Source organism: Cyclobacterium sediminis (genome assembly GCF_054781075.1).
The window spans coordinates 296721-322277 of the sequence record NZ_BAAGVC010000011.1 but is presented as its reverse complement, the minus strand read 5'-3'; the positions used below and the strand labels follow the sequence as shown (position 1 = coordinate 322277).

The 25557-nt window shown below is 39.6% G+C and carries 15 protein-coding genes; 9 read left to right on the top strand and 6 right to left on the bottom strand.

The window, feature by feature from the left end:
• Nucleotides 1–203 precede the first annotated feature (203 nt).
• The 3 genes from ACYVHJ_RS14330 to ACYVHJ_RS14320 are packed head-to-tail and all read left to right on the top strand — an operon-like array spanning nucleotide 204 to nucleotide 6515.
• A complete protein-coding gene (locus ACYVHJ_RS14330; protein WP_460515857.1) occupies nucleotides 204–3146 on the top strand; it encodes a T9SS type B sorting domain-containing protein in 2943 nt (980 codons plus the stop codon).
• A gap of 40 nt (nucleotides 3147–3186) precedes the next feature.
• Nucleotides 3187–4161: a PorP/SprF family type IX secretion system membrane protein gene (locus ACYVHJ_RS14325; RefSeq protein WP_460515855.1), complete on the top strand. Its 975-nt coding sequence runs from the start codon at nucleotides 3187–3189 to the stop codon at nucleotides 4159–4161.
• Between the two features lie 2 nt (nucleotides 4162–4163).
• A complete protein-coding gene (locus tag ACYVHJ_RS14320; RefSeq protein WP_460515853.1) occupies nucleotides 4164–6515 on the top strand; it encodes an OmpA family protein in 2352 nt (783 codons plus the stop codon).
• Between the two features lie 137 nt (nucleotides 6516–6652).
• On the opposite strand, the gene moeB is transcribed toward ACYVHJ_RS14320, so the two are convergent.
• Nucleotides 6653–7867, bottom strand: a complete 1215-nt coding sequence (gene moeB, locus ACYVHJ_RS14315; RefSeq protein ID WP_460515851.1) for a molybdopterin-synthase adenylyltransferase MoeB — start codon at nucleotides 7865–7867, stop codon at nucleotides 6653–6655.
• Nucleotides 7868–8074: 207 nt separating this feature from the next.
• Here moeB and rfbC point away from each other — a divergent pair, with 207 nt between their 5' ends.
• Together rfbC and ACYVHJ_RS14305 are read left to right on the top strand one after the other, a co-directional pair.
• A complete protein-coding gene (gene rfbC, locus ACYVHJ_RS14310) occupies nucleotides 8075–8614 on the top strand; it encodes a dTDP-4-dehydrorhamnose 3,5-epimerase family protein (protein ID WP_460515849.1) in 540 nt (179 codons plus the stop codon).
• The gene (locus ACYVHJ_RS14305) at nucleotides 8611–9906 is read left to right on the top strand and encodes an NAD(P)H-dependent oxidoreductase (protein ID WP_460515847.1); all 1296 of its coding nucleotides are present in this window, start codon (nucleotides 8611–8613) and stop codon (nucleotides 9904–9906) included. The genes rfbC and ACYVHJ_RS14305 overlap by 4 nt, the downstream gene beginning before the upstream one ends.
• A 56-nt stretch (nucleotides 9907–9962) precedes the next feature.
• Here the strand turns inward: ACYVHJ_RS14305 and ACYVHJ_RS14300 are convergent, their stop codons facing one another.
• The 4 genes from ACYVHJ_RS14300 to ACYVHJ_RS14285 form a co-directional block, all read right to left on the bottom strand.
• Nucleotides 9963–11021, bottom strand: coding sequence for an NAD-dependent epimerase/dehydratase family protein (locus ACYVHJ_RS14300; protein ID WP_460515845.1), 1059 nt, complete (start codon nucleotides 11019–11021; stop codon nucleotides 9963–9965).
• Nucleotides 11022–11045: 24 nt separating this feature from the next.
• Entirely contained in the window at nucleotides 11046–11828 is a 783-nt protein-coding gene (gene rfbF, locus ACYVHJ_RS14295; protein WP_339905948.1) for a glucose-1-phosphate cytidylyltransferase, read from the bottom strand.
• Nucleotides 11829–11874: 46 nt separating this feature from the next.
• The gene (locus ACYVHJ_RS14290) at nucleotides 11875–12951 is read right to left on the bottom strand and encodes a glycosyltransferase family protein (protein ID WP_460515843.1); all 1077 of its coding nucleotides are present in this window, start codon (nucleotides 12949–12951) and stop codon (nucleotides 11875–11877) included.
• 157 nt (nucleotides 12952–13108) lie between these two features.
• Nucleotides 13109–14377 (bottom strand): M23 family metallopeptidase, encoded by a 1269-nt coding sequence (locus tag ACYVHJ_RS14285; protein WP_460515840.1) that lies wholly within the window; start codon nucleotides 14375–14377, stop codon nucleotides 13109–13111.
• A 237-nt stretch (nucleotides 14378–14614) separates the two neighbouring features.
• On the opposite strand from ACYVHJ_RS14285, the gene aspS reads away from it, so the two are divergent.
• Complete coding sequence (gene aspS / locus ACYVHJ_RS14280; RefSeq protein ID WP_460515838.1) at nucleotides 14615–16375, top strand: aspartate--tRNA ligase family protein; 1761 nt, start codon at nucleotides 14615–14617, stop codon at nucleotides 16373–16375.
• 7 nt (nucleotides 16376–16382) lie between these two features.
• Here the strand turns inward: aspS and ACYVHJ_RS14275 are convergent, their stop codons facing one another.
• A complete protein-coding gene (locus ACYVHJ_RS14275; RefSeq protein ID WP_339900943.1) occupies nucleotides 16383–17084 on the bottom strand; it encodes a lysoplasmalogenase in 702 nt (233 codons plus the stop codon).
• 589 nt (nucleotides 17085–17673) lie between these two features.
• On the opposite strand from ACYVHJ_RS14275, the gene ACYVHJ_RS14270 reads away from it, so the two are divergent.
• From ACYVHJ_RS14270 to ACYVHJ_RS14260, 3 genes are all read left to right on the top strand, one after another.
• Nucleotides 17674–21072 carry a TonB-dependent receptor gene (locus ACYVHJ_RS14270; protein WP_460515836.1) on the top strand — a complete coding sequence of 1133 codons (3399 nt, stop codon included), beginning with the start codon at nucleotides 17674–17676 and terminating at the stop codon, nucleotides 21070–21072.
• 335 nt (nucleotides 21073–21407) lie between these two features.
• The gene (locus ACYVHJ_RS14265; protein WP_460515834.1) at nucleotides 21408–22484 is read left to right on the top strand and encodes an efflux RND transporter periplasmic adaptor subunit; all 1077 of its coding nucleotides are present in this window, start codon (nucleotides 21408–21410) and stop codon (nucleotides 22482–22484) included.
• Nucleotides 22485–22493: 9 nt separating this feature from the next.
• Entirely contained in the window at nucleotides 22494–25556 is a 3063-nt protein-coding gene (locus ACYVHJ_RS14260) for an efflux RND transporter permease subunit (RefSeq protein ID WP_460515832.1), read from the top strand.
• Nucleotide 25557: the final 1 nt, after the last annotated feature.

Genomic DNA, 25557 nt, shown 5'->3' with positions numbered 1-25557 from the left:
TTTTAGTTGTAGATACCAGGTAGCTTCTTTCGAAGTTGCCTGGTTTTTTCTAATAAAAAATTGTGATTGATAATTTATAAATATATTTGTTTGGGGGATTATCTGTCTTGCCAGTTATGAATAAATAACCTATTTTTGGGCACTATTTCATTCTTTTGTTTTTGTATAGGTGTGTTGTGACTAGTTTTTAAGATTAATTTTATATGAAAAGTTTAATTCTATTGGTACAGCTTGGGTTTAATTATTTTTTTAGAAATTTCTTGAAGTTTATCTCATTTCTTTTCTTACTGGGAATTGTTGCTATCGGGCAGGTTTCTGCACAAACTGTTACTGTTACAGGTACTGAAAACAATATTCCCATCACTGAAGTGCGATATACCATTGAAGGAAATGAATTGATTCAGACTTCGCCGGATGGTATTGAAAACCCTAGCCCGGAAGATGTTCCTGTAGTGATCAGTTCAATCAAGATCGATTCGGATAAAGTGATTTTTGCCACAACTAGAAATCCTACAGTAGAAAATCCAAATCCGATTATAGGGTCAGCTGCCATTAGGCCAGACGCCATACAAATTGTCCATTCGGACAATACCATTACCAGTCATGTGGATGACGATTTTTTTAGTGGTCTAGAAACAGTTGTTTCTACCCCGGATATTCGGTCCTATTGGGACATTAATGGTCAACCTTCAATACCCCAAGGGGAAGCTTTTGTAGATCTGGAATATAAGGACCAGGTAGTGACATCAGGTTACTTGCTTTATACTGAGCGGAATGGGAATTCAGCGACTGATTTTATCGCCTTAGATAGAGATGGCAACCCCATTGCAGGAGCTAAAAGAATACAGGTTAGAGGCTTTCAATGGAATACAGGTATTAACCATGTGTCTAATGTGCCTACACAAACCCAATATATGGTTCTTTTTTCTCCTTCAATTTTTGAATCCACAGAACCTATTTTTGGTATCAGAATCATTGCAGAAAATGAGCCGGATGGAAAGTTGGTATTCTTTGTCAATGCCATATCCGCCACACCGGATTTGAAGGAAAGAGTAAACAGTGAATTGGGAGGAGATGCAGTTCTCAATGTTTATGACAATGATGAGTTGAATGGTTTTCCTTTGAATCCCATAGATGTAACTTTAGATATTGTTAACCCTTTCCCTATTGCAGATGTGACTTTAAATTTGGATGGGACTGTTGACGTGGCTCCCAATACTCCCCCTGGAGAATACAAGCTGGTATATAAAATCACCACCGGAGGAGGAGATTCTGATGAAGCCGAAGTGACCATTGAAGTCATAGAATACATTCCAATTGCCATGGATGATGCTTTTGAGTTAGATGACAGTTTTGGGAAAGAAAGCATCCTGAATGTACTGGACAATGACTTACTCAATGGGCTACCTGCTTTGATCGAAAATGTGAACTTAACTACTGTTAGTAACGATTCTGACGGCAAAATAGTGCTGAATGCAGATGGATCCATTGATATCGTAGAAGGTATTTCCGCAGGTAATTACGAACTGGTATACCAGATTTGTGACAAAGAGGATCCCGCCAATTGTGATCAGGCTACCGTATCAATTACTGTTAATCCTACAGTCTTGGAAGCTGTTACGGACAATTATGGTTCGGTCAATGCCAATAGGGCAGGAGAAATAGGTAATGTTTTAACCAATGACCTAATCAATGGTGAGTCAGTAAGTTCAGATCGGGTACATTCTGTTCTGACAGATAATGATGGACTAACAGGAGTTAGCTTAGCAGAAGATGGCACACTTACCCTACCTACAGGTCTTCCTGAAGGGGATTATATTTTGCTATATGATCTCGTTGAGACAATTAATCCTTCCAATAAAGATGAGGGAGAGATTAGGTTTAGCTTGCAGGACGTCCAATTGGAGGCCAAGGATGACGAGGTGGTAACCAATCAAAATGAATCCATCACAATAGCTGTTTTGGATAATGATTTTACCAATTCAGGGGCGATTTTAGATGAAACATTGTTGATAACAGAAGATCCTGTTGATGGAGCAATAACCATTGCAGACGGTGGACTGATTACTTATACCCCTGCTAATAATTTTTCAGGAACTGACTCATTTGTCTATGAATTCTGCGAAAATGCCGACAGAATGTTCTGTGATCAGGCGAAAGTTACCATTCTAGTTAGACCAATATTACTTGAACTGAATAAAACCGCCAGTGCCACTGAAATCCCTATAGATGGAGTGGTTACCTATACCATTAGCATTACCAATAATTCAGCCTTTGATTTAACAAACGTGCAAGTAGCAGATCCCCTTCCTTCAGGTTTATTAAACATGGGAACAGTGCCAGCACAAGATACTGAAGAGAATTGGATCATTGCCTCCCTAGGTGCCGGAGAAACTGCCAGCTTCCAAATTGAAGCAATGGGAGTAGAAAAAGGTGAAAAAGTAAATACCGCAACCATCAGTGTTGGGGAGTTTACAGATCAGGTTACTGCCCCTACTGTCACAGTAGTTGCCAAACAAGTGGATATTAGCGTTTCGAAGACCTCATTTGGTAAGGCCATTTACGAAGGCAATGAATTTGAATATGAAATCAAACTAACCAATAATGGTCTGAGTTCAGCAGAAGATGTTGTGGTAAGTGATCAATTGCCTACAAATGTTGAATTTATCAGTTTCACAGGTACAGACCCCGGAGCAACTGTTTCAGGAAACACTATAAGTTGGACGGTTTCATCTATAGCTGCCGGTGAAGATTTGGTGTATGTGATTAAGGTACAAGCCGTAGGCATTGGTGCCGTAACAAATACAGTGAATATTGAAGTGCCGGATAATCAGGATAATATTTCAACAAATAAAGAGGACAGTGACACCAATCAAATCATTAGGTTCTTTGTACCCAATGTAATAACTCCGGGGAACCTAGATGGTAAAAATGACACTTTTGAAATTAAGGGAATTGAAAACTTTGCAAAAAGCTCCTTAACCATTCTTAACCGAAATGGTGACCATGTCTTCGAATCCGAAAATTACATGAATGATTGGGCAGCGGAAGGGTTGAATCCAGGTGCTTACTTTTATGTCCTGATTATTACGGACAATAGCGGTGAGGAACAAACCTATAAAGGTTGGGTTCAGGTCATAAAATAATGATTTTGTGTATAGTAGCAGCATTAAAATAATAAGTTCGATGAAGAATATTTTTAGAGTTTTTGGATTTTTGGTGATTTTACTTCCTGCAGGCCTTCATTCGTCTATGGCCCAGCAGCTGCCTCAGTTTAGCCAATACATGTTTAATGGCTTACATGTAAATCCGGCCTATGCGGGATACAAGGGGGAACATTATGTTCAATCTACCTATAGAAGTCAATGGGGGAGTTTACCGGGAGCGCCCACCACTTTTACAGTCACAGCAGACTTAAGTGCCAATGAGGGGCTTATGGGTTTCGGCGCTTCTATTATGGCAGATGAAGTTGGCGCTACAAAAACCAATACAGCCTTATTGACTTATGCCTATAGGATTCAAACAGGGAATGAATCTTTCCTGGGTATAGGGGTAAGTGGAGGAGTTTCAGAATATGCCATCGATGGGAGCATGTATGATCCAAATGATTTTGGAGATGGAGAATTACCCGAAGGGAGAATTAATGTTTTTACACCGAATTTGAACACCGGGATCTTTTTTCATAGCCCAAAATTTTATGCAGGATTCAGTGCCTATAACCTAATAGGTAAAAAGAAACTAGAAGAAGAGGCCATGGCTTTGGCTTATCATAATGTACACTATTACTTGACAGCAGGGGCTTTGTTTCCAATTTCCGATCAAGTTCAGTTTAAGCCCTCATTCCTGATGCGAAATGGAGGGAGCGGCCCCACCAACCTGGATCTAAATGGCATGTTTTTATTCATGGACAGAGTATGGGCAGGAGCCTCCTACCGAACCAACTTAAAAGTGGGCGCTTCGGATTTGCCATCCGGTCTTTCTGCTAAAAATGCAGTAGCCTTTATTTTAGAATTGTTTGCGACAGAAAAACTTAGGCTGGGTTATGCCTATGATGTGCAAACCAATGCTTTCAATGGTTTGCGAAACAATAGCCATGAGATGTCTTTAGGTTACTACATCTCTCCAAGAAAAGTGAATATGAAAAACCCAAGATGGTTCTAAATATGAAAAAGATTTTTATTTATTTCTTGCCTGTAATTTTATTCAGTGCCATGGTCTGTCAAGTGCAGGCCCAAAGCGGACTGTTGAGGTATGCCCAGCGAAAAGCTGCGGAATCTAATTATTTTGAAGCGGCGAATGGCTATGCAAAAGCTTATAGTAAAAAGGCTACTTATACCGCAGCAAAGGGAGCAGCTGAAAGTTTTACCTTTTTAAGAGATTATCAAAAAAGCCATGATTGGTGGGAAAAAGCTGTAAAATTCCCGGATGCAACCAACAATGATTGGTTGGCTTATATCGAAGCAGCAAACCAAGCCGATCAAAGGGAAGCAGTATTTATTGCCTTGGATTCAATGAATGGCTCAGCACTCGCACTTAACCTTGATTCTTTGAAATCCTGGTATGGAAGCAAACCCAATTCTGCTGTAGTTGGAGTGGATGGTTTGAATACAAATAGTGCTGAATTTGGTTTTACAAAAGACAGCAATGGGACAGTTTATTTCTCTTCAGATAGGGGTGGTGAATTGGACCGAAATAAAAAAGGACTAAGAATTGACAAAAGTTACAAATACTATAACAAGAAATCAGATTGGACAGGTAGGGATTTCCTAAGCATCTATAAGATGGATGATTCAGGAGAGATGGAAAAACTATCCATACCGGTTCCGGATGTTTTTCATTCAACTGAGCCCTATGTTTTACAAGAATCTCCGGTGCTTTTTTATACAGTCAGTAGAGAAATTAGGAAGTCGGGAAGCTATGAAGTCCATTCGGAAATTTATTACAGTAGCATCAATGAAGAAGGTCAGTTGAGTGATTTTAAGGGGCTTTCTATTAATGCACCCTTGGAATATAGTTTGAAAACTCCGTTTGTAGATGAAGAAGAAAAGCGTCTGTATTTCTCATCAGACATGCCTGGAGGCTTTGGAGGCTTTGATTTGTATTATATGGATTATTCAGACGACTTTGTTTTTGAAGCTCCTGTGAACTTAGGAAGTGAAATCAATACAGCCGGAAATGAAAGTAATCCTTACCTCAAAGAAGAGAAACTGTTCTTTGCTTCTGATGGTCATGTTGGATTAGGCGGTCTTGATTTATTTGAAGCGAAAGTTTTGGACAAAGGCTTCTCAGGAGTAAAAAATCTAGGCCTTCCTTACAATTCTCCCCAAGATGATTTCGGCTTTTTCATTACATCAGACAACAAAACCATACTTTCATCGGATAGACCTGAGAGTAAGGGATGGGATGATATCTTTGAATTAGAAACGCGCTATAAGGATTTTCAAGCTTTAATTCTTGGTTGCGATGGAGAGCAGTTGACAGGTGATTTGGAGGTTAGCTTAATGGAAGGGACTGACAGGATCAACGTAGAGGTGAAGCAAGACGGAAGGGGTAAATTGGAGGCCTCAATAGCCCCGGAAGAAGATTTCGAGATGGTCATTAAGAAAGATGGCTATTTCTCTATTCATGACAAGTCACTTAGCACAAAAGGATTGAAAGAGGCTTCACTGGAGAAGACGTATCAAATGGTAAGGGTTCCTTACAATACGACAGCTTATGTGGATTTGGTCTTTTATAATCTCGACGAATCCATCATAAGAGATGATGCCAAACCATCTCTTGATAAAGTAGCTGAATTGTTAAAATCTTATTCGTTTTTAAACATCGCTGTTAGGTCGCATACTGACGCTAGGGCAAGTGAAGCATATAATGAGGCACTAAGTGAAAGGAGAGCGGATGCGGTGAGAGATTACTTAGGGCAATTTGGTATCGCAAGATCTAGAATAGAAGCAGAATGGTTTGGAGAAAAAGAACCTGCCAATGATTGTGGTGACGGGGTGCCATGTCCTGAAGATCAACATCAGATCAATAGAAGGACGGAGCTATTGTTACTAGCATTTCCCGAAGAAGGAAAAGCCTATCAACTGCCACCAGAAATGCAAGACTTGGACTTATGTGACGTTAGCAATATTCAGTTACCGGCAGACTTACCTACCATTTATTTTGGTTTCGATCAAGCCAGCCTATCTGTCAATGACATGATGGCCTTAGAAAGAGTTGCTTTAATGCTTAGGGAAATGCTTTACCATCGATTGGAAATTACCGGGCATACAGATAGTAGAGGAAGTGATGCATACAATGAGAAACTCTCTGAAAAACGTGCCCTTGTGGTGAAGAAATACCTTGAAGACAAGGGGATTTCGCCTAATAGATTAAACTATGAGTATTTTGGAAAGAAAAAACCAATCAACGATTGTGGAGAGCAGCCTTGTACGCCTAATATGCATAAAGAAAACAGGCGCACAGAATTAAGCTTGCCCAAATTGAAGAAAGACTGGACAAAAAAAGAAGAGTAGCTTTCTTATAAATAGCTTTGAATCTGAATAAGATTTATCCAATTAAAAAGCCCTCCTCATGATAAATAAGGAGGGCTTTTTTGGCTGAGCTACAATTGATTTCTTTAGAAAATAAATTTGATTAAGAAGGCTTGGAGTTATGCTTGGTCAAAATGGGAATCGTATTTCCTTAAGTAAGCGTCGATCCCCCCTTTTAGGTTGAATAAATTATCAAAGCCATATTTGGCTTCAAGCTCGCGTATGGCTTTGGCACTTCTCCCTCCCATTTTGCAATGGATGACTACTTTTCTGTCTTTTTTGATCTTGTCTGCATTTTCCCTTATGTCCTGGAGAGGGATGTGGACTCCATTAATATTGACCAGGTCAAACTCGTGCTGTTCCCTTACATCTATCAATTGGAAGCTTTCCTTATTGACTATTAGGGCATTCAATTCATCCACGTCTATTTCCCTAATTTTCTCTTCTAACTGCCCAGGATTACAGAATTGCTCATAATCAATTAATTTGGTTAAGGTAGGCGTTGTTCCATTCAATGGATTGTTGTCTTTTCTTTTTATCTTGAAAGTTTTGGATTGAAACGAAAATGCATCAAAAGTATACAATTGCCCACTTAATGTATCACCCACCCCGGTGATCACTTTGATTACCTCAAGGGCTTGTAAACTCCCTATAATACCAGGTAATACACCTAAGACTCCTCCTTCGGCACAGCTGGGGACCAAGCCGGCAGGAGGAGGGGATGGGTATAGGTCTCTGTAATTTGGTCCCCGTTTTCCATCTTTTAAAAAGTTAAACACCGATACCTGACCTTCAAATTGGAAGATAGATGCATAAACGTTGGTTTTTTCTGCCAATACACAAGCATCATTGACCAAGTATCTGGTGGGGAAATTGTCTGTGCCATCTGCCACCACATCATATTTGGAAATTAGTTCCAAGGCATTTTCGCTAGTTAATTTTTGATGGTATACTTCGATGTTGATATAAGGGTTATTGGCTGTTAATCTTCTTTTAGCCGCCTCGACTTTTGGGGTTCCAATATCTTCTGTTCCAAACAATACCTGTCTGTGTAAATTACTATCTTCTACTTTATCAAAATCGATTATTCCAATTGTACCTACTCCCGCCGCCGCTAAGTACAATAACAAGGGGCTTCCCAGGCCGCCTGAACCTACTACCAGCACTTTGGATTTTTTAAGGCTTGTCTGGGCTTCTTTGCCAAATTCGGGAATTATAATATGTCTATTGTACCTTGCCAGCTCTTCTTTGGAAAAAAGGTCAGGTGCAGTGCTCTCTGTGCTATTTTGTTTAGTACTTGCTTTGCTATTTGAGTCTTGGGGCATTTTGTCCATTTTCAGCTTGCTTATAATGGCTTAATAATTATCTGCAGGAATGGCAGTATCTTCAATAAATTCCAAAGATGGATTTAGAAGGCTGCTGCCATTTGTGGATTAAAGATAATTAAATACTAATTCTAAATATTTATAAACCTTTACATTCAAAAAATATATTAAATTCGTAGGAATTAGTATTGTAGATTGTTCACAAACGGTTATGCTATGATTTTTACAGAAACTAAGTTAAAAGGTGCTTATATCATTGATGTGGAAAAGATCGAGGATGAAAGGGGGTATTTTGGAAGGGTTTTTTGCAAAAATGAGTTTGATAAAGTTGGTATCGAATCAAATATTGCCCAAACCAATATGTCTTTTAATCCAAAAAAAGGCACTTTGAGAGGGATGCATTATCAGGTGTCACCCTATGAGGAAACCAAACTTGTCAAATGTACCTCAGGGGCAATTTTTGATTGTATCGTGGACCTGAGAAAAGACTCCCCGACTTATTTGGAATGGATTGGCCTTGAGCTTAGTGAGGAAAACAACAGAATGCTATTTGTTCCCAGAGATTTTGCCCATGGCTTTATAACCTTAAAGGACAATACGGCCATTCAATATTTTGTATCACAATTTTATGCGCCAGGATCAGAAAAGGGGATCAAATGGGATGATCCCAAGATCAACATCCAATGGCCTGTTGATGTTGCTGTAATTTCCGAAAAAGACAATAACCACCCTTATTTAAACGACCAATTCATATGATAATTATTGACAATGCGCTCCGAAAAAGAGCGGAAGAAGGCAGGCCTGTTAGGGTTGGGATGATAGGTGCCGGCTTTATGGCTCAAGGAATTACGCTTCAGATTGAACAATACACCCAAGGTATGGAGCTAGTGGCCATTGCCAATAGAACCCTATCAAAAGCAAAGGATGTTTTTCAAAAAGCAGGGCAGGAAAATGCCCAAGAGGTGGAAAACCTGGAAGCTTTGAATCAGGTGATAAAAGATGGAGGGAAAGCTGTCACAACCGACCCTTTTCTGATTTGTAAAGCAGAGGGGATCGATGCAGTCATAGAAGTAACCGGCGCCGTGGATTTAGGGGCAAGGATTGCACAAGAATGCATAGAAAATGGTAAGCATATCATCATGATGAATGCAGAAACTGACGGTACAATAGGCCCGATTTTAAAAGTACACGCAGACAAAAAGGGAGTGGTCTTTACCAATGCTGATGGAGATCAGCCGGGAGTGACCCTTAATTTATTTCGTTTTGTCAAGCAATTGGGATTAAAGCCGGTGCTTTGTGGAAATATCAAGGGGCTTCATGATCCTTACAGAAATCCCACCACCCAGGAAGGTTTTGCCAAGAAATGGAAGCAAAAGCCTGCCATGGTTACTTCCTTTGCTGATGGGAGTAAAATTTCCTTCGAACAAGCGATTATTGCCAATGCTACGGGAATGGGTGTGGCCAAAAGAGGTATGCACGGCCCTACGGTAGCATCCGGAAAGCCCATAACTGAATGTATGGATGAATATCCCTTGGAGGATATCTTGGCAGGCAATGGAATTGTAGACTATATTGTGGGGGCTAGCCCGGGGCCGGGTGTTTTCGTTTTAGGGACCATAGATGACCCAATCCAAAAACACTATTTGAACCTATATAAGGTCGGCGAAGGCCCTTTATATTGTTTTTATAACCCCTATCATTTGTGTCATTTTGAAGTGCCCATTACGGTGGCAAGGGCGGTGTTGTTTCATGATGCTACGATTGCTCCTGAGAAGCCAATGGTGGATGTGGTGACTACCGCAAAAAGAGACCTAAAAAAAGGAGAGAAAATTGATGGGATAGGGCATTATATGACCTACGGGCTGTGTGAAAATATGACAACTTCTCTTGAGGAGGGTTTGCTGCCATTGGGTTTGGCTGTTGACTGTGTACTTCGTCGAGATGTGCCAAAGGATCAGGTTTTAACCTATGATGACGTGATATTGCCTGAAATCAGGTTAAGTGACCAGTTGAGAGCAGAACAAAACAAGTATTTCTTCAACCTTTAGTGAAAGAATCCTAAAGAAATTCAAAGGCTAAGTGTTTCCCTTCACTTAGCCTTTGCTTATAATAGCGAATTATTCGTCCAATTTAGTCTGTCATTCAACAAGCCTTGGTCTTGGAAACTGTTAAGTACTTTTAAGCGGATCAGGTTTGAACTCCTAAAATCAGCATCATTAAAACCAATACTTTTCATTCCCGATTCCAAATCCATTATTGCTTTTTCCAAATCAAATTGGGGTTGAAAGTCCGGGGCCAACTCTTCAAATTTGTCAAAGTTTACTTTATAGGAACGTTTGTCAGCAGGGGCATCCTGATTGATGGTCACATTGATGTCCGGGAGCAATTCCTGAACAGCCAATGCCATGGTTTTAACTTGATGGTTCCATTTATTGGTACCGATATTAACAGCCAAGAAAGACCCGCCATTTGTCGCTTTTCGGATAGAAGCCCATTCAATGGCTCTGGACATGTCTTTTACATGTACCATGGCTCGCCAAGGTGTACCATCACTCAAAATTGAAATCTCCCCGGAAGCTATTGCGCCTGCTACAAAATCATTGAGCACCAGGTCTAAACGTAACCTTGGACTAAAACCACAGGCGGTAGCAAAACGCAAACAGGTAACGATAAAATTTTCATCTGCCAGGTTTATCAAGTCATTTTCAGACATGACCTTTGACCTTGCATACGCGGTAAGCGGGTTCAAGCTGTCTTCTTCAGTTTTTGGGTAATCATCTGCCGCCCCATACATGCTGCAGCTGGAAGCAAAAACAAAATGTTTTACCCCCGCTTTTTTGGCCATTTTTGCTAGGTTAATACAAGAGCGGTAGTTAATATCTAAGGTAAATTCTTCGAATTTTTTACCCATTGGATCATTGGATATGGCAGCAAGATTCACAATGGTATCCACTCCTTCCAGTAGTTTCTCAGGGAAATTTCTTACATCTCCAAAAACCTGCTGATCCACATTCACTTCCGGGAAAGGTCCATTGCTGGTAATGCATTGAGCAAAATACCCTATGTCATACCCAATAATGGTGCTTTTTGGGTTGGCTTTTTTTAGATGATTGACTAAAACAGGGCCGATATAGCCCATATTTCCTGTGATAAGTATTTTCATTTTTGATGGTTTTAAAGGTCAATATCACCAAACTTTCCAAGGTGCATTTTTTTGATTCCACAAGTCCTCCAGGTAGTTTCTATCTCTTAGAGAATCCATGGCCTGCCAAAACCCATTGTGAACATAAGCGGCCAAATCATGGTTTTTGGCCAATTTTTCTAGTGGCTCTCTTTCCCAAATGGTTTGGTCATTTTCTATCAAATCCAATACCCTTGGCTCTAGAACAAAGAAGCCCCCATTGATCATGGCGCCTTCATTTCCATTACCTTGAGGTTTTTCTCTGAAATTTTCTATTCTTGCAGATTTTGAGGATAAAATAAAAGCCCCAAATCTTCCGGGTTGCTTTACGGCTGTCAGGGTAGCAGAGGCGCCTTCTTTTTTATGAAAAGCAATGGCTTCACGGATATTTACATCCGATACACCGTCTCCATAGGTCATGCAGAATGTTTCATCACCAATGTATTCTTTCACTTTCTTTAGCCTCCCACCGGTCATGGTGTCAAGACCTGTATCTACAAGTGTTACTTTCCAAGGCTCAGAAGTTGCATGGTGTATGTCAATTTTATTGCTGCTTAAATCTATCGTAAAATCAGACTTGAGCAGGTGGTAAGTGGAAAAATACTCTTTGATCACCTCTCCTTTGTACCCACAGCAAATAATGAATTCATTTATCCCGTAATAGGAGTAGATCTTCATGATATGCCAAATTATAGGTTTCTGCCCTATGCTTACCATGGGTTTTGGACGTATTGAGCTTTCCTCACTTATCCTAGTGCCGAAACCTCCCGCTAAAATTACTGCCTTCATATGATAAAAAACTAGAAATATTACTGAATGCCATGGAACAATGTTCCTATGGTTTGTCGTTTTCCTTATTGTATACCGAAAGGAGGACGCTTTCAAGATGAGCTGCGAAAATTTTAGAATTAAACTTTTCTTTAAAAGTTGATTGAGATTTGTCGCTCAACTCCAGCCAAGTGTCCTTGTTTTCCTTTAGTATGGTTAATTTCTCCCTCCAGCCATTTACATCATACATGTCCACCCAATATCCAATCCCTTCTTCTTCGATGTCCAAATTCAAACATGGATTATGGGTCATTATTACCGGTTTGCTAAAGGTAACCACATCCTGGAGGCTGGTCATTCCTTGACACCCCTCTTTATGCATAGGATATTTTAGCGGGATCAAAATTGCTATTGATTTCTGGTAATAGGGCACGAGGTCATAGGATAGCGTCACCTCCCAGTCGACTTCTACATTTGGTGGGATATCAACGGTTTTTGGAATCGTCTTGGGTGTGCAGAATATTTTTAGTTTGTAGTCCAAACCTCTAAATGCCTCGATGAGGGTTTCGAAGTCCCTGTCGGTATGTCCGGCACTAATAAAGAACTCACAATCTTCAAATGCTTTGCGTTGGGTAGCATACCGCTCGTAATATGTCATATCCGGACCCCACTGGGCCAGGCTGAACTTGTCTTTATAGGCCTTTTCAGGGATTTCAAGAAGTGTAATTGTTTTTTCCATGAGGGCTCTGCTTAAAAAAATGGAAGCGGAATAATTTAACACATAATTTCTGGAATATAATCTGAAAAACCAATTTTCATTCCTGCCCATCCAAAACGGTTGATGGATGGTGACAACGATCGGTTTTCTAAATAGGCCCAAGGCTTTTAAAAAGAGTAAAAGTTTTGTGTTTGATTTTGAATAAGGGGAATATAAAATATCAAATTTTTTGAGATTGAATAAGATTCTAATTTGCTGGTCAAGGTGACCAATGCCAAAGAGTTTACCAATCTTATTGAGTATTTTGTATTTCTCATGGGGAAATACTGTCATCTCCACCTTCCCTCTTTGGTCCAATTCTACCTTGCCCCATACATGATGGCTGCCACTAATCCCCTTTTCCCAGAGTGAATAGGCTCTTTCCATCGAGTAATTGTTAATTAAAAAGACCTTAGGCTTCATTAAAATAAAAAATTTTGTGAGGGAACATAAGGGGTATTAGTGTTTTAAATATAATTAAACATTTTTGTTTTAAACTAATTTTACATGTAATAAATAGGTTAATACATTACCTGACTTCAAATCATTTGCTTGTCAGCAGAGGTACTTTTTGAGTATATTGTATAGCCGTTAATTTGTTGATTTTTTCTTGTTTTACCTTTTCAAACGCAAGTTTGTTTTCTTCTGCTATCGGTTCTGCAGGTGGAATATCTTCTTTTAGCCAATCGACTTGTTTACCGTGTTTCCAAAATCTGAAGCAAAGATGTGGGCCTGTAGCCAGTCCTGTGCTACCTACATAGCCGATAATTTGACCTTGTTTTACGCGGGTTCCCTTTTTTATTCCTTTTCCTATTTTGGACATGTGTAAATATTGAGTGGTATAGGTGCCATTGTGTTTGATTTTCACAAAATTGCCATTGCCACCCCTATAAGTTGCTTCTAAAACTGTTCCGTCACCTACTGAGCGAATTTCTGTGCCTCTTGGGGCAGCATAATCAGTTCCTAAATGAGCTTTGTACCTTTTTTGAACGGGGTGAAATCTACTAAGACTATATCTGGAACTGATTCGGGAGAATTTCAAGGGGTCTCTTAAGAATGCTTTTTTTAGACTGTTCCCTTCTTCGTCAAAGTAAGAAATGATACCGTTTTGCTCAAAAGGAATGGCATGGTATCCTTGTCCCATATGTTCAAAGTAGGCGGCCTCAATGTCTTCGATGCCTACAATTTGGTTTTCAACTACCTGCTCCTTGAAAATAACCTTGAACTTATCGTCTTTTTGAAGTCTTTGGAAATCTACCACCCAGCCATAGAGATCAGCAAATTGATCAACAAGATCAGGACCAAGTCCCAACTCAGTCATGTTTACATATAAGGAAGAGCTGATTTTGCCTCCAATTTCTCTACGATTGATCGCCATCGGTTTGTTTTCTTTATAAATTTCCGGTTGGCTAAGATTAAAAACTACAAATTCTGTCCGATTGGGTTCGTAAACAAAAAATTTAGATTTCGTGGAATCCCTTGGAGTCAGTACGGTGTACTTTTTGTTGAATGCTATTTTTTTTACATCGAATATTTCCTTTGACTTTTTAGCGATTTCATCGATAATTTGATAAGGCACATCAAAAGGGGCCAATATTGTAGACAAAGTTTGGTTTCGTTTTACCACACCTTCCACAATGTCTACATCATCCACATTGATTCCATATAATAAATTTTCTTCTTCCGGTTCAGGAGCAGATACTACTGGTTCTTGCGGTTCATCTTCCTGAACTTGAGGAACATTTCCATCGTAAATCCAAAATGCAATACAGGTAATGATAAATAATCCTCCGAAAGTCCAATATTTTTTCATAAATTCTAGGGTAATTAATATTTAGTAGGGGTTGTAATGTCGAATATCTTAGTAAATTACAATATAATTTGAGTATCCTATGCGAATATACATTTTTTCCTTCAAGAACTAAATTATATTTTTTGTGAATAAACGAGAATTCACCCAATTGTATTGCTTTATCTTGAGGATAAAAATAGCAATCTCTAGTCTGAATGATTATCTTTGGCGATTATTTGCAAATAAAAATCTAATTCAATGCTTAGAACACATACTTGTGGAGAACTCCGTCTGGAGGATTTGGATAAAAAAGTTATACTATCCGGATGGGTGCAAAGGGTAAGAAATAAGGGAGGATTAGCATGGGTAGACCTTAGGGATCGTTATGGTGTTACCCAGCTGATTTTTGAAGAAGGGGCCGTGGCTCCTGAGCTTTTAAAAACTGCAACAACCTTGGGACGGGAGTATGTCGTTCAGGCTGAAGGTGTGGTGATTGAACGTGCTTCAAAAAATGATAAAATCCCTACCGGATCAATTGAAATTCGCGTAAGTGAATTGAAGGTATTAAATAAGGCCAAAGTGCCACCATTCATCATTGAAGACGAGACAGATGGAGGGGAAGAGTTGAGAATGAAGTACCGTTACCTGGACTTGAGAAGGAATGTGGTTAGAGAAAAGCTGCAACTGAGACATCGCATGATGCAGGAGACCAGGAAATACATGGATGGACAAGATTTTATGGAGGTGGAAACACCCGTATTGATCAAGTCCACTCCTGAGGGAGCTAGAGACTTTGTTGTTCCTAGCAGGGTTCATGGAGGGGAATTTTATGCCTTACCTCAATCTCCACAGACCTTTAAGCAACTATTAATGGTCAGTGGCTTTGATCGTTATTTTCAAATAGTAAAGTGTTTTAGAGATGAGGATCTCCGTGCAGACAGGCAACCGGAATTTACCCAAATAGACTGTGAAATGTCCTTTGTAGACCAAGAGGATATTTTGGAGATCTTTGAGGGTTTGGTTCGTCATCTTTTCACGAAAGTTAAGGGGATGGAATTGGGTAATATCGATCGCATGACCTATGAAGATGCCATGCGTCTCTATGGAAATGACAAGCCTGACATCCGCTTTGGGATGCCTTTTGTGGAACTCAATGATTTGGCACAGGGAAAAGGGTTTAGCATATTTGATAGTGCAGAGCTGATCCTTGGCATCAATGCAGGGGGTGCAGCAAACTATACCAGAAAGCAGCTGGATGCGCTTACCAATTGGGTAAGAAGACCGCAAATAGGTGCCAAAGGCATGGTCTATGTTAAATGCAATGAAGATGGCACCTTTAAGTCATCAGTGGATAAATTTTACAGTCAAGAAGACCTTAAAGCTTGGGCAGACAAAGCAGGAGCTAAAAAAGGTGATTTGATATTGCTGCTTTCCGGGAGTGAAAAAGACACCCGAAAGCAAATGTCCGAATTAAGGCTTAAAATGGGGGATGATTTGGGATTGAGAGACAAATCTGTATATAAACCGCTTTGGGTGCTGGATTTTCCATTGCTTGAATGGGATGAAGAAACGGCCAGGTATCATGCCATGCACCACCCTTTTACTTCTCCTAAAAAAGAGGACATGGAACTTCTCGACAAAGATCCCGGAAAGGTTCGCGCCAATGCCTATGATTTGGTTATCAATGGAGTAGAAATCGGTGGTGGTTCCATTAGAATTCATGACAAGGAAACCCAGCAAATGATGTTCAGGCATCTGGGCTTTACAGAAGAAGAAGCCCAATCACAATTTGGGTTTCTTATGGAAGCCTTTGAATTTGGAGCTCCTCCTCACGGTGGGATTGCCTTTGGTTTTGATCGCTTATGTGCCATCTTTGGAGGAACAGATTCCATTAGGGATTATATTGCCTTTCCAAAGAATAATGCAGGTAGAGACGTGATGATTAACTCTCCAAGCAGCATTTCTGATGAACAATTGATTGAGTTGTCATTGGATATAAAAGAAAGAGAAAAAGAATAAACGGAATTTAAGAGGAAGCTTTATGAACTTGCAAAAGGTGGCTTCTTATTCCCATAATGATCAATAGTTGACCTAAAATATAGGTGCCCATAATATAAAGATCTCCATCGATTATGGGATAAAAAAACCGATCTAAGGCCAGCAAACTATCAGATATAAAAAATAGAAAAGCACCAATAAACAATTGCCAAAAGCTTGAATTATTGGTTCTACCATACCTTTCTCTGGCCATTGTCACCATCATGACAATGGCCATTGTATATATAATAACCGGAATTTTTAATTCGTTCAACTGCGCATGAATCAGGAAGTAGATGAATGCTGTTAGGATGTAAAGTGGAAGGTTGTAAACAAACATTTTTATAAAATTTACCTTAAATAGGTTTAAGGTCTGATTTTGAGTCAGCTTAAAGGCTATTATATAACATACATGTGTCATAAAAAAGGCGCCGAGGCCATATAAAAACAAGTCTTTGTTTAAAAGCAAAGCGTCTCCCAGGAAGGAGAAAAACAGGCCGGCAGAAACGGTGATACGTAGTAAACTTCCTTTGATCAATTTTGTGCTTTGCAAAAAATAAAGCAAGAGAGAGAGCATAATCAAAGGTTTGGTGAAATACCTATAATTAATCTCTGCATGAATGATCATTGAAATATCTGCCAAGGATGTAAAGAGGAAGACATATAACCATAAGATTTCTTTTTTGCGCATTTTTTTTAATTTCTTTATTTTTAATTGTCTTAAAGTCGAACCAATCAGGTACTTAGGTGGTTGTTAAAAGTGTACTGGCATTTACTTCTCTTTGTAGTTTGAATGAAAATGATTCCTTTTTGAGAGGTCAGCATTATTTACAATTTGAATGATTTTGGACGAATTAAAGTAGAGAAGACAACAGCTGCTACTTTGCTCGTTTTATAAAATTGAAGATAATGAGTTTCTATGAAAATAATGCTTTTAAAGAACAGCAGTTTTAGGAAGGCTTAGAATAAAGTTTAGAAATTTCATTTAATGAATTTTTGATTTAGACCTTTCTTAAACTTTAGAAGTGGATTTGGAATAATTGTAAGGCAATTTTTAGATTTACGATTGATTATTTTTTTTCAATCGAGTTAATAAAAGGTTTAAAATATTTCCTTCTAAATTCTAATGTTAGGAATTTGTTAATTATTTTTGGCACTTCAATTGAAAACTTAATAGTTAGCTATTCTAATAGCCCTAATTTAAGATTATATTTGTACCCAAATAAAGCCGATCCTATTTTTGATTCTATTATTTATTTATACCTATTAAATATTTGAAAATGAGGCAACTATTACAAAAAAGAATGCTTGTTGTGCTATTGCTGTTTCTGGCTATTGGGAGCAGTTATGGGCAAGTAACTACCAGTTCTGTTCAAGGAGCTGTGTTTGACACAGAAGGAGAGGCACTGATAGGTGCTACTGTAAAAGCTACCCACGAGCCTTCCGGTTCCGTGTATGGAGCTGTTACCAATGTGGATGGAAGGTTTAACCTACCCAACCTGAGAGTGGGAGGGCCCTACTCTATTGAAATTAATTACCTTGGTTTTGAATCTCAACTATTCTCAGGAATAGTCTTGAGGCTTGGAGAGGTTTATAATTTAAATGCAGCGCTTATTGACGGAGACACGGAATTGACAGAGTTTGTTGTAGAAGGAGACAGGGGTTCAGACTTCACTTCAAACCGCACAGGTACTGCCACCAATATCTCCAATGAACAATTAAAAAACCTTCCACAGATCAACAGGAGTGTACTTGAATTTACAAGGTTAACCCCTCAAGCCAGTGGTAATTCCTTTGCGGGAAGGGATGCAAGGTACAATAACCTTCAGATTGATGGAGCAAACTTTAACAATGGGTTTGGTTTAAGTGGTGACCCACTACCAGGGGGAGATTCTCAACCAATTTCTCTGGATGCCATTGAAGAAATTACAGTAAATATTGCGCCATATGATGTGTTGCAAAGTGGCTTTACAGGTGCAGGTATCAATGCCGTAACCAGAAGTGGAACCAATACCTTAGAAGGTTCTGCCTATTACTTCCTTAAAAACCAATCCCTTCAGGGAAGGAAAATTGGTGACAATGAATTGGAGGCTGTAGATGCTGCCACCAAGAATTTTGGCTTTAGATTGGGAGGACCAATTATCAAAAACAAATTGTTCTTCTTTGTAAATGCCGAAAGAGAGATCCTCACAGGAGCTAATGCTTCCGGAGTAAACCTTTGGAGACCGTCAGAAGACGGTATTGCTGATCCTGAAAATAATATTGCCAGACCTACAAGAACAGATTTGGAAGCTGTTCAAAACCACCTGATCAACCAATGGGGGTATGATCCGGGAAGATATGAAGGCTATGCCAATGAGGCGGAACAAGCCAGCACCAAATTGCTAGCAAGGATTGATTGGAACATCAATGAAAAGAACAAATTGGCCGTGAGGTACAACCAAGTAATTGGTACTTCTAATCAATTGGCCAATGCCACTTCAGGTCCTCGTCCTAGGGCTCCATGGCCAAATGGAGCAAGGGTTAGTCAGAATGCCATGACCTTTGAAAATGGAAATTATGGATTTGAGAATTCTGTAAGGTCCATTACTGCAGAATTGAATAGTTACATCAGCACAAGTTGGTCGAACCAATTATTGGCTACTTATTCTAGAATTCAGGACAAAAGAACTTCTCCATCAGACCAACTTTTCCCTTTTGTTGACATCTGGGATGGTGGCGATTTAGTTGATGATGGTAATGGAAATATGGTAAAGGACAAAGGTTCCATGAATTATATTTCGTTTGGTACGGAGTTATTTACTTATAACAATGACGTTATTAACAATAATTACTCTATTATCAATAACTTGAATTATGTAGAAGGGAAGCACAACATCACTATGGGTGCTGCCTTTGAACTTCAGAATTTTGGTAACAGTTATACCAGAATGGGAACCTCTTATTATCGTTATGCATCTGTAGAAGACTTCCTTACTACAGGGACTGCCAACGAAGTTGCTCCTACCATATTTGGCTTGACTTACCCTTATGCAGGACAAGATACCTATTCCAGGGTTAATTTTGGATTGGCCTCTCTTTATGCTCAGGATAAATATGCAGTAAATAATGACCTTAGCATTACTTTTGGTCTTCGTGCTGAGCTTCCGATTTACCTGAATGAATTAACGGCTAACGAATCCATCAACGAGATTACCCTGACCAATCAATTTGGAATGCCTACCAATTACAACTCAGGAGAGTGGCCAACTTCTAAATTAATGGTCTCTCCAAGGTTTGGATTTAATTATGACGTATTTGGTGACCGTTCGCTTACATTGAGAGGTGGTACCGGCGTATTTTCTGGAAGGGTACCATTCGTATGGTTGACCAATATGCCTACCAATGCAGGTGTGATCCAGAATAACGTTGAGCCGGGGAGTTACGAGCAAGTTGAAGGGTGGATAGACAACATCACTTTCCAACCAGAGCGTTACTATTATGTGGAAAATGTTCCTGAAGGAGCTGAAGATGTATTTATTTCTTCTCCAACAGAAGGTGCTCCGGGTTCATTCGCATTGGTTGACCCTGATTTTAAAATGCCAATGGTATGGAGATCAAGTTTTGGTTTGGATTACCAAATCCCAAATACTCCATTGCTTTTTACTACTGATTTATTGTACACCAGAGATATCAATGCCGTATTCCAATATGGAGCTAACCGCATTAGGTCAACCAATACCATGGATTACGGTTCTAGTGGAGCTCCGGGTGATTATGGTGATACCAGGGAAGTGTTTCTTCCCGGACAAAGTACTGCTTACAACAGTGTAATGGGAGGAAATAATGCAACCGTACTTTCCAATACCAGTATCAAAGGTAGAAGCTTTAGTGGAACAGTTGGTGTATCGGTACCTTATCACAGAGGTTTTAGTGCTTCCTTGTATTACACCTATTCTTCTGCAAAAGAAGTTACGGCAAATGATGGATCCAATGCAAGTTCAGCATGGGGTGCAAGCCCTACTATTAATAGTCCAAACGATCAAATGCTGCATATCTCTAACTTCGCAATTCCTCATAGGATAGTAGGAAGTGTAAGTTATAGAATTGAATATGCCAATGCATTGGCTACCACCATAGGACTTTACTATAATGGAGCACATCAGGGAAGATACTCTTATGTGTATGGCAATGATTTTAACGGGGATGGCATTACAGGAGACTTAATTTACCTTCCTGAAAATTCTTCTACCATGAATTTTGTCGACATTACAGATGATGATGGTGTAGTTTATACCGCAGCAGAGCAAAGAGCTGCCTTTGATGCCTATGTCGAGGAAAATGGATTGAGCAAATACAGAGGGGATTATTTACCGAGAAACGCCTTCCTTAACCCATGGTTAAACAGGTTCGATATCCGTATCCTACAAGATGTTTCTCAGACTTTTGGGAAAATGAAAAACACTGTTCAGTTGAGTGTTGATATTGTTAACCTTGGAAATCTATTAAACAGTGATTGGGGGATTCAGGATAACTTAAATGGTGCTGAAAACCTGCTCTCAAGGGCAGGTTCAGTAAGTGCCACTCCTGATTTTAACCTAACCACCATTTCAGGAAACCTTCCTACGAATCCTTTCAGAAATGTTAGTGGTTTTGGAACTACCTGGAGCATGCAGGTTGGTTTAAGGTATTTGTTTTAATTTTTAAATTAGATTGCTATAGAATAAAAGAGGTCGCCTACATAGGTGACCTCTTTTTTCGTAATAAACACTACACTTTGTGTAATATGCGGACTTAAGTCTATTTTATATCAATTGTTTAGGCTGGATTGCTAATCTATCCAAATGGGATAGACATTGCAAAATCCATTTTTTTTAATAAAATGATTTCAGCCCATAAATACTGGATTTTCACGCCATTAATGGCTTAGTTTTACCTCTTAAATTTTATTGTTTTTTTGCTAATAAAAATAGGGTTACTTTAACCTTATATCTTTAAAAAAACTTGTTGGTTAAACGATACATTAGTTTTCAGAATGAAAAACCAAACCAAAATCATTTTGTCTGTAATTATCCTATTAGTGATAGGGTTTATATTTTTCTATCCAAGAATGGAGCTTTTCACTGAAGGGGAGACGGCGGGTACAGAAAATGTTACTACAGGGGGGCAGTCAAACCTTCCGGTAAATGTAATTAAACTGAAGGAAGAGCCACTGGAAAGTAGCCTGAATATTACTGGTGCCCTTATACCCAATGAAATGGTAAACTTAAGGCCTGAAGTGAATGGTTTGGTGGAGAAAATAACTTTTGAGGAAGGGCAGTTTGTGAAAAAAGGTACCCCTTTACTTTACTTAAACGACGACGAGTTAAAAGCCCAATATGATAGGTTGGCGTATACCAAAAAGTTGTATGAAAGTCAGGAAAAAAGGCAAAAGCAGTTATTAACAAAAGAGGCCATTAGCCAGGAAGAATACGACATAGTCCTCAATCAATACAACACCAATCTTGCAGATTTGCGTTTGATCGAAGCCCAACTAAATAAAATGATCATCAGGGCGCCTTTTGATGGAGAGTTAGGTTTCAGGCAAATATCAGAAGGAAGTGTAATCGGCACGGCTGACCTTATTGCCACCATTGTCAATGTAGACCCTATCAAAATAGAATTTTCAATTCCTGAGCGATATTCCAATGAAATAAAGGTGGGTACGGTCATTTATTTCAACTCAAATGTATCCAATGAAGAAGCAGAAGGAAAGGTTTATGCCATTGAACCGAATATAGATGCGGCTACCAGGACTTTGAAAATCAGGGCTCAGAGTCCAAACAAAGGCAAAAAATTCCTCCCGGGAATGTTTGTAAGGGTTCGTTTGGTTCTGGATAAAATAACGGATGCCATTCTTGTCCCTTCTGAGTCTATCGTTCCTGAATTAGAAGGATACAAAGTTTTCGTGGCCAAAGATGGTGTCATCGAATCCAGAAAGGTGGAGATCGGTCAAAGATCAGATACGAGGGTCCAGTTGTTAGAAGGAGTAAGTCCTGGAGAACTGGTATTAACGACAGGCGTATTGCAAGCAAAGGATGGAATGTCCGTTGATGTTAACTTAACGAACTGATAGAATCATATGTCAAGTTTATCTACAATCAGTATTCGAAGACCGGTATTGTCCATAGTGATGTCACTCACTATTTTGATTTTTGGTATCATTGGAATTTCCTTTTTAGGAATCCGTGAATTTCCAAGTGTGGATCCTCCGGTGGTGAATGTAAGAACGACTTATGTGGGGGCCAATGCGGATGTAATTGAGGCACAGATTACAGAACCTCTGGAAGAAGCCATTAATGGTATTTCCGGAATTAAATCCTTGTCTTCCATTAGTAATGATGGGAACAGTAGCATTACGGTGGAATTTGAAATCGGGGCTGATATGGAGGCCGCAGCGAATGATGTAAGAGATAAAGTTTCAAGGGCCCAAAGAAACCTTCCTCCCGATACTGATCCCCCTATCGTTTCCAAACAGGATGCAGATACCCAGCCCATCGTATTTTTAAATGTACAAAGTGATCAACGAAGCTTATTGGAGTTGTCTGATATCGCCACCAATATTTTCAAAGAAAGGCTGCAGACCATCAATGGTATCAGTGAAATCAGAATTTGGGGAGAAAAGGAATATGCCATGCGTTTGCGAATGGACCCCTTGCGAATGGCTTCCTATGGCATTACACCCTTAGATGTCCTAAACAAAGTCCAAAGCGAAAATGTGGAACTCCCTACCGGTAAAATTGAAGGTGAGTCCATAGAACTTTCGGTAAGGACAAGGAGTAGGATGAGTACTTCAGAAGAGTTTAACCGATTGATTATCAAAGAAGAGTCCAACAATGTGGTGCGTTTTCAGGATGTTGGAAATGCAGAGATAGCCCCTCTGAATGAACGGACTGTGCTAAAAAGAGACGGGGTGCCCATGGTAGGGGTGGCCTTGGTACCTTTACCGGGATCAAATAGTATTGAAATCATAGATGAGTTTTATCGAAGACTGGAATTTATAAAGAAAGACCTGCCGGAGGATATTAAACTGGGGATAGGATTTGACACTACCAAATTTATAAGAAATTCAATCAGCGAAGTGCAACAGACAATTTTTGTGGCTTTCATGTTGGTGGTGCTTATCATTTTTCTGTTTTTAAGAGATTGGCGTACGACCTTTATTCCTGTGCTTACCATCCCCATTAGTTTGATAGGTGTATTTTTTATCATGTATATGGCAGGGTTTTCCATCAATGTACTGACTTTGCTAGGCATTGTATTGTCCATAGGGTTGGTGGTAGATGATGCCATAGTGGTGTTGGAAAATATTTATTCCAAAATTGAAAACGGAGAAAATCCGGAAACTGCAGCGGAGCAGGGAGCTGAGGAAATATTCTTTGCCGTTATAGCCACTACGGTAGCCTTGGCTGCGGTTTTCTTACCTGTGATTTTTCTTACAGGCACCACAGGAAGGCTGTTTAGGGAATTTGGAGTGGTTGTGGCAGGAGCAGTGATCATCTCCTCTTTTGTGGCCCTCACCATGACACCAATGCTGAGTTCTAAGTTACTAAAAAGAAGAAAAAAGCATAACTGGTTGTATAATAAAACAGAGCCATTCTTTTTGTGGTTAAACAAAATTTATGTGCGAGCTCTTTCCTCTTTTATGAAAATAAAGTGGATGTCTTTTGTTTTGGTTGGACTAATGGGACTTGGTACTTATTATCTTTTTAATAATATTCCTTCTGAATTAGCTCCTTTAGAAGATAGGGGACAAATAAGAATAAATATGGCCGGACCTGAGGGAGCAACTTTTAGCTATATGGACCGAATCATTGATGAAATGACTGTGGAATTGTTTGAAATGATTCCTGAGGAAGAGAGAGAAGGGCTAATTTCGGTTACCTCTCCTGGGTTTAGTTCTGCAAGTACCAACTCAGGGTTTATAAGATTGGTTTTAAAGGATGCAGCAACAAGGGAAAGAAGTCAACAAGAAATTTTTGATGATGTGGCAGTGTATTTAAAGAACAAGACGGCCGTTAGGGCTTTTGGAGCGCAGGAACCATCCATTGGAGATAGGAGAGCCGGACTACCCATCCAATATGTTATTCAAGCCCAGACCTTGGAGAAGTTAAAAGAAATTATCCCGGTTTTTATGGATAAAGTAGGACAAAGTTCCGTTTTTACTTTTCCCGATGTCAATTTAAAATTTACCAAGCCTGAAATAGAGGTGGAGATTGATAGGGAGAAAGCCAGAAACATAGGCGTTTCGGTGCAAGAAATTGCGAGAACACTTCAGCTGAGTTATTCCGGTCAGCGATTTGATTATTTCATCATGAATGGCAAGCAATACCAAGTAGTTGGTGAAATGCAGTTGGAGGATAGGAATGAACCCATAAACCTCAGGATGCTATATGTAAGAAGTGATGAAGGCGAATTGATTCAAATGGATAATTTGGTTAAGATCAATGAAAGAAGTACGCCACCTCAACTTTATCGCTACAATAGGTTTGTAAGTGCAACGGTGCAGGCAGGCCTAGCTCCGGGAGAAACAGTAGGTTCGGGACTTGTGGAAATGGATAAAATTGCAGCCGAAGTGCTTGACGAAACCTATACCACCGATGTGGCCGGATTATCCAAGGAGTACAGAGACAGTTCCAGTAGTTTGGTGTTTGCCTTTGTGTTTGCCTTGATATTGATCTACCTCGTTTTATCTGCCCAGTTTGAAAGTTTTATGGACCCATTGACAATCATGTTTACGGTGCCATTGGCGATATTTGGCGCCTTGTTTTCATTGTGGTTATTTGATTTTACCCTTAATGTATTTAGTCAAATAGGAATAATCATGCTCATTGGTTTGGTGACCAAAAATGGGATATTGATTGTGGAATTTGCCAACCAACGTAAAGCCCAAGGGATTCCCATATCAGAAGCCATTGAAGGCGCTGCAGCAGCAAGGTTTCGCCCCATCTTAATGACCAGTTTGTCCACCATCTTGGGAATTTTGCCAATAGCTTTGGCATTGGGAGCAGGTTCAGAAGGACGGGTACCGATGGGGGTAGCGGTAGTTGGTGGAATGTTGTTAGCAACACTACTTACCTTATTTATTATTCCGGGTATATATACCTATTTGACATCTAAAAAAGGAAGATTAGCAAGAGTTTAAT

Excerpts from the sequence above, each read along its gene's own strand:
- ACYVHJ_RS14330 (WP_460515857.1), top strand. The coding sequence starts at position 204 with ATGAAAAGTTTAATTCTATTGGTACAGCTTGGGTTTAATTATTTTTTT.
- ACYVHJ_RS14325 (WP_460515855.1), top strand. The coding sequence starts at position 3,187 with ATGAAGAATATTTTTAGAGTTTTTGGATTTTTGGTGATTTTACTTCCT.
- ACYVHJ_RS14320 (WP_460515853.1), top strand. The coding sequence starts at position 4,164 with ATGAAAAAGATTTTTATTTATTTCTTGCCTGTAATTTTATTCAGTGCC.
- moeB (WP_460515851.1), bottom strand. The coding sequence starts at position 7,867 with ATGGACAAAATGCCCCAAGACTCAAATAGCAAAGCAAGTACTAAACAA.
- rfbC (WP_460515849.1), top strand. The coding sequence starts at position 8,075 with ATGATTTTTACAGAAACTAAGTTAAAAGGTGCTTATATCATTGATGTG.
- ACYVHJ_RS14305 (WP_460515847.1), top strand. The coding sequence starts at position 8,611 with ATGATAATTATTGACAATGCGCTCCGAAAAAGAGCGGAAGAAGGCAGG.
- ACYVHJ_RS14300 (WP_460515845.1), bottom strand. The coding sequence starts at position 11,021 with ATGAAAATACTTATCACAGGAAATATGGGCTATATCGGCCCTGTTTTA.
- rfbF (WP_339905948.1), bottom strand. The coding sequence starts at position 11,828 with ATGAAGGCAGTAATTTTAGCGGGAGGTTTCGGCACTAGGATAAGTGAG.
- ACYVHJ_RS14290 (WP_460515843.1), bottom strand. The coding sequence starts at position 12,951 with ATGGAAAGAGCCTATTCACTCTGGGAAAAGGGGATTAGTGGCAGCCAT.
- ACYVHJ_RS14285 (WP_460515840.1), bottom strand. The coding sequence starts at position 14,377 with ATGAAAAAATATTGGACTTTCGGAGGATTATTTATCATTACCTGTATT.
- aspS (WP_460515838.1), top strand. The coding sequence starts at position 14,615 with ATGCTTAGAACACATACTTGTGGAGAACTCCGTCTGGAGGATTTGGAT.
- ACYVHJ_RS14275 (WP_339900943.1), bottom strand. The coding sequence starts at position 17,084 with ATGCGCAAAAAAGAAATCTTATGGTTATATGTCTTCCTCTTTACATCC.
- ACYVHJ_RS14270 (WP_460515836.1), top strand. The coding sequence starts at position 17,674 with ATGAGGCAACTATTACAAAAAAGAATGCTTGTTGTGCTATTGCTGTTT.
- ACYVHJ_RS14265 (WP_460515834.1), top strand. The coding sequence starts at position 21,408 with ATGAAAAACCAAACCAAAATCATTTTGTCTGTAATTATCCTATTAGTG.
- ACYVHJ_RS14260 (WP_460515832.1), top strand. The coding sequence starts at position 22,494 with ATGTCAAGTTTATCTACAATCAGTATTCGAAGACCGGTATTGTCCATA.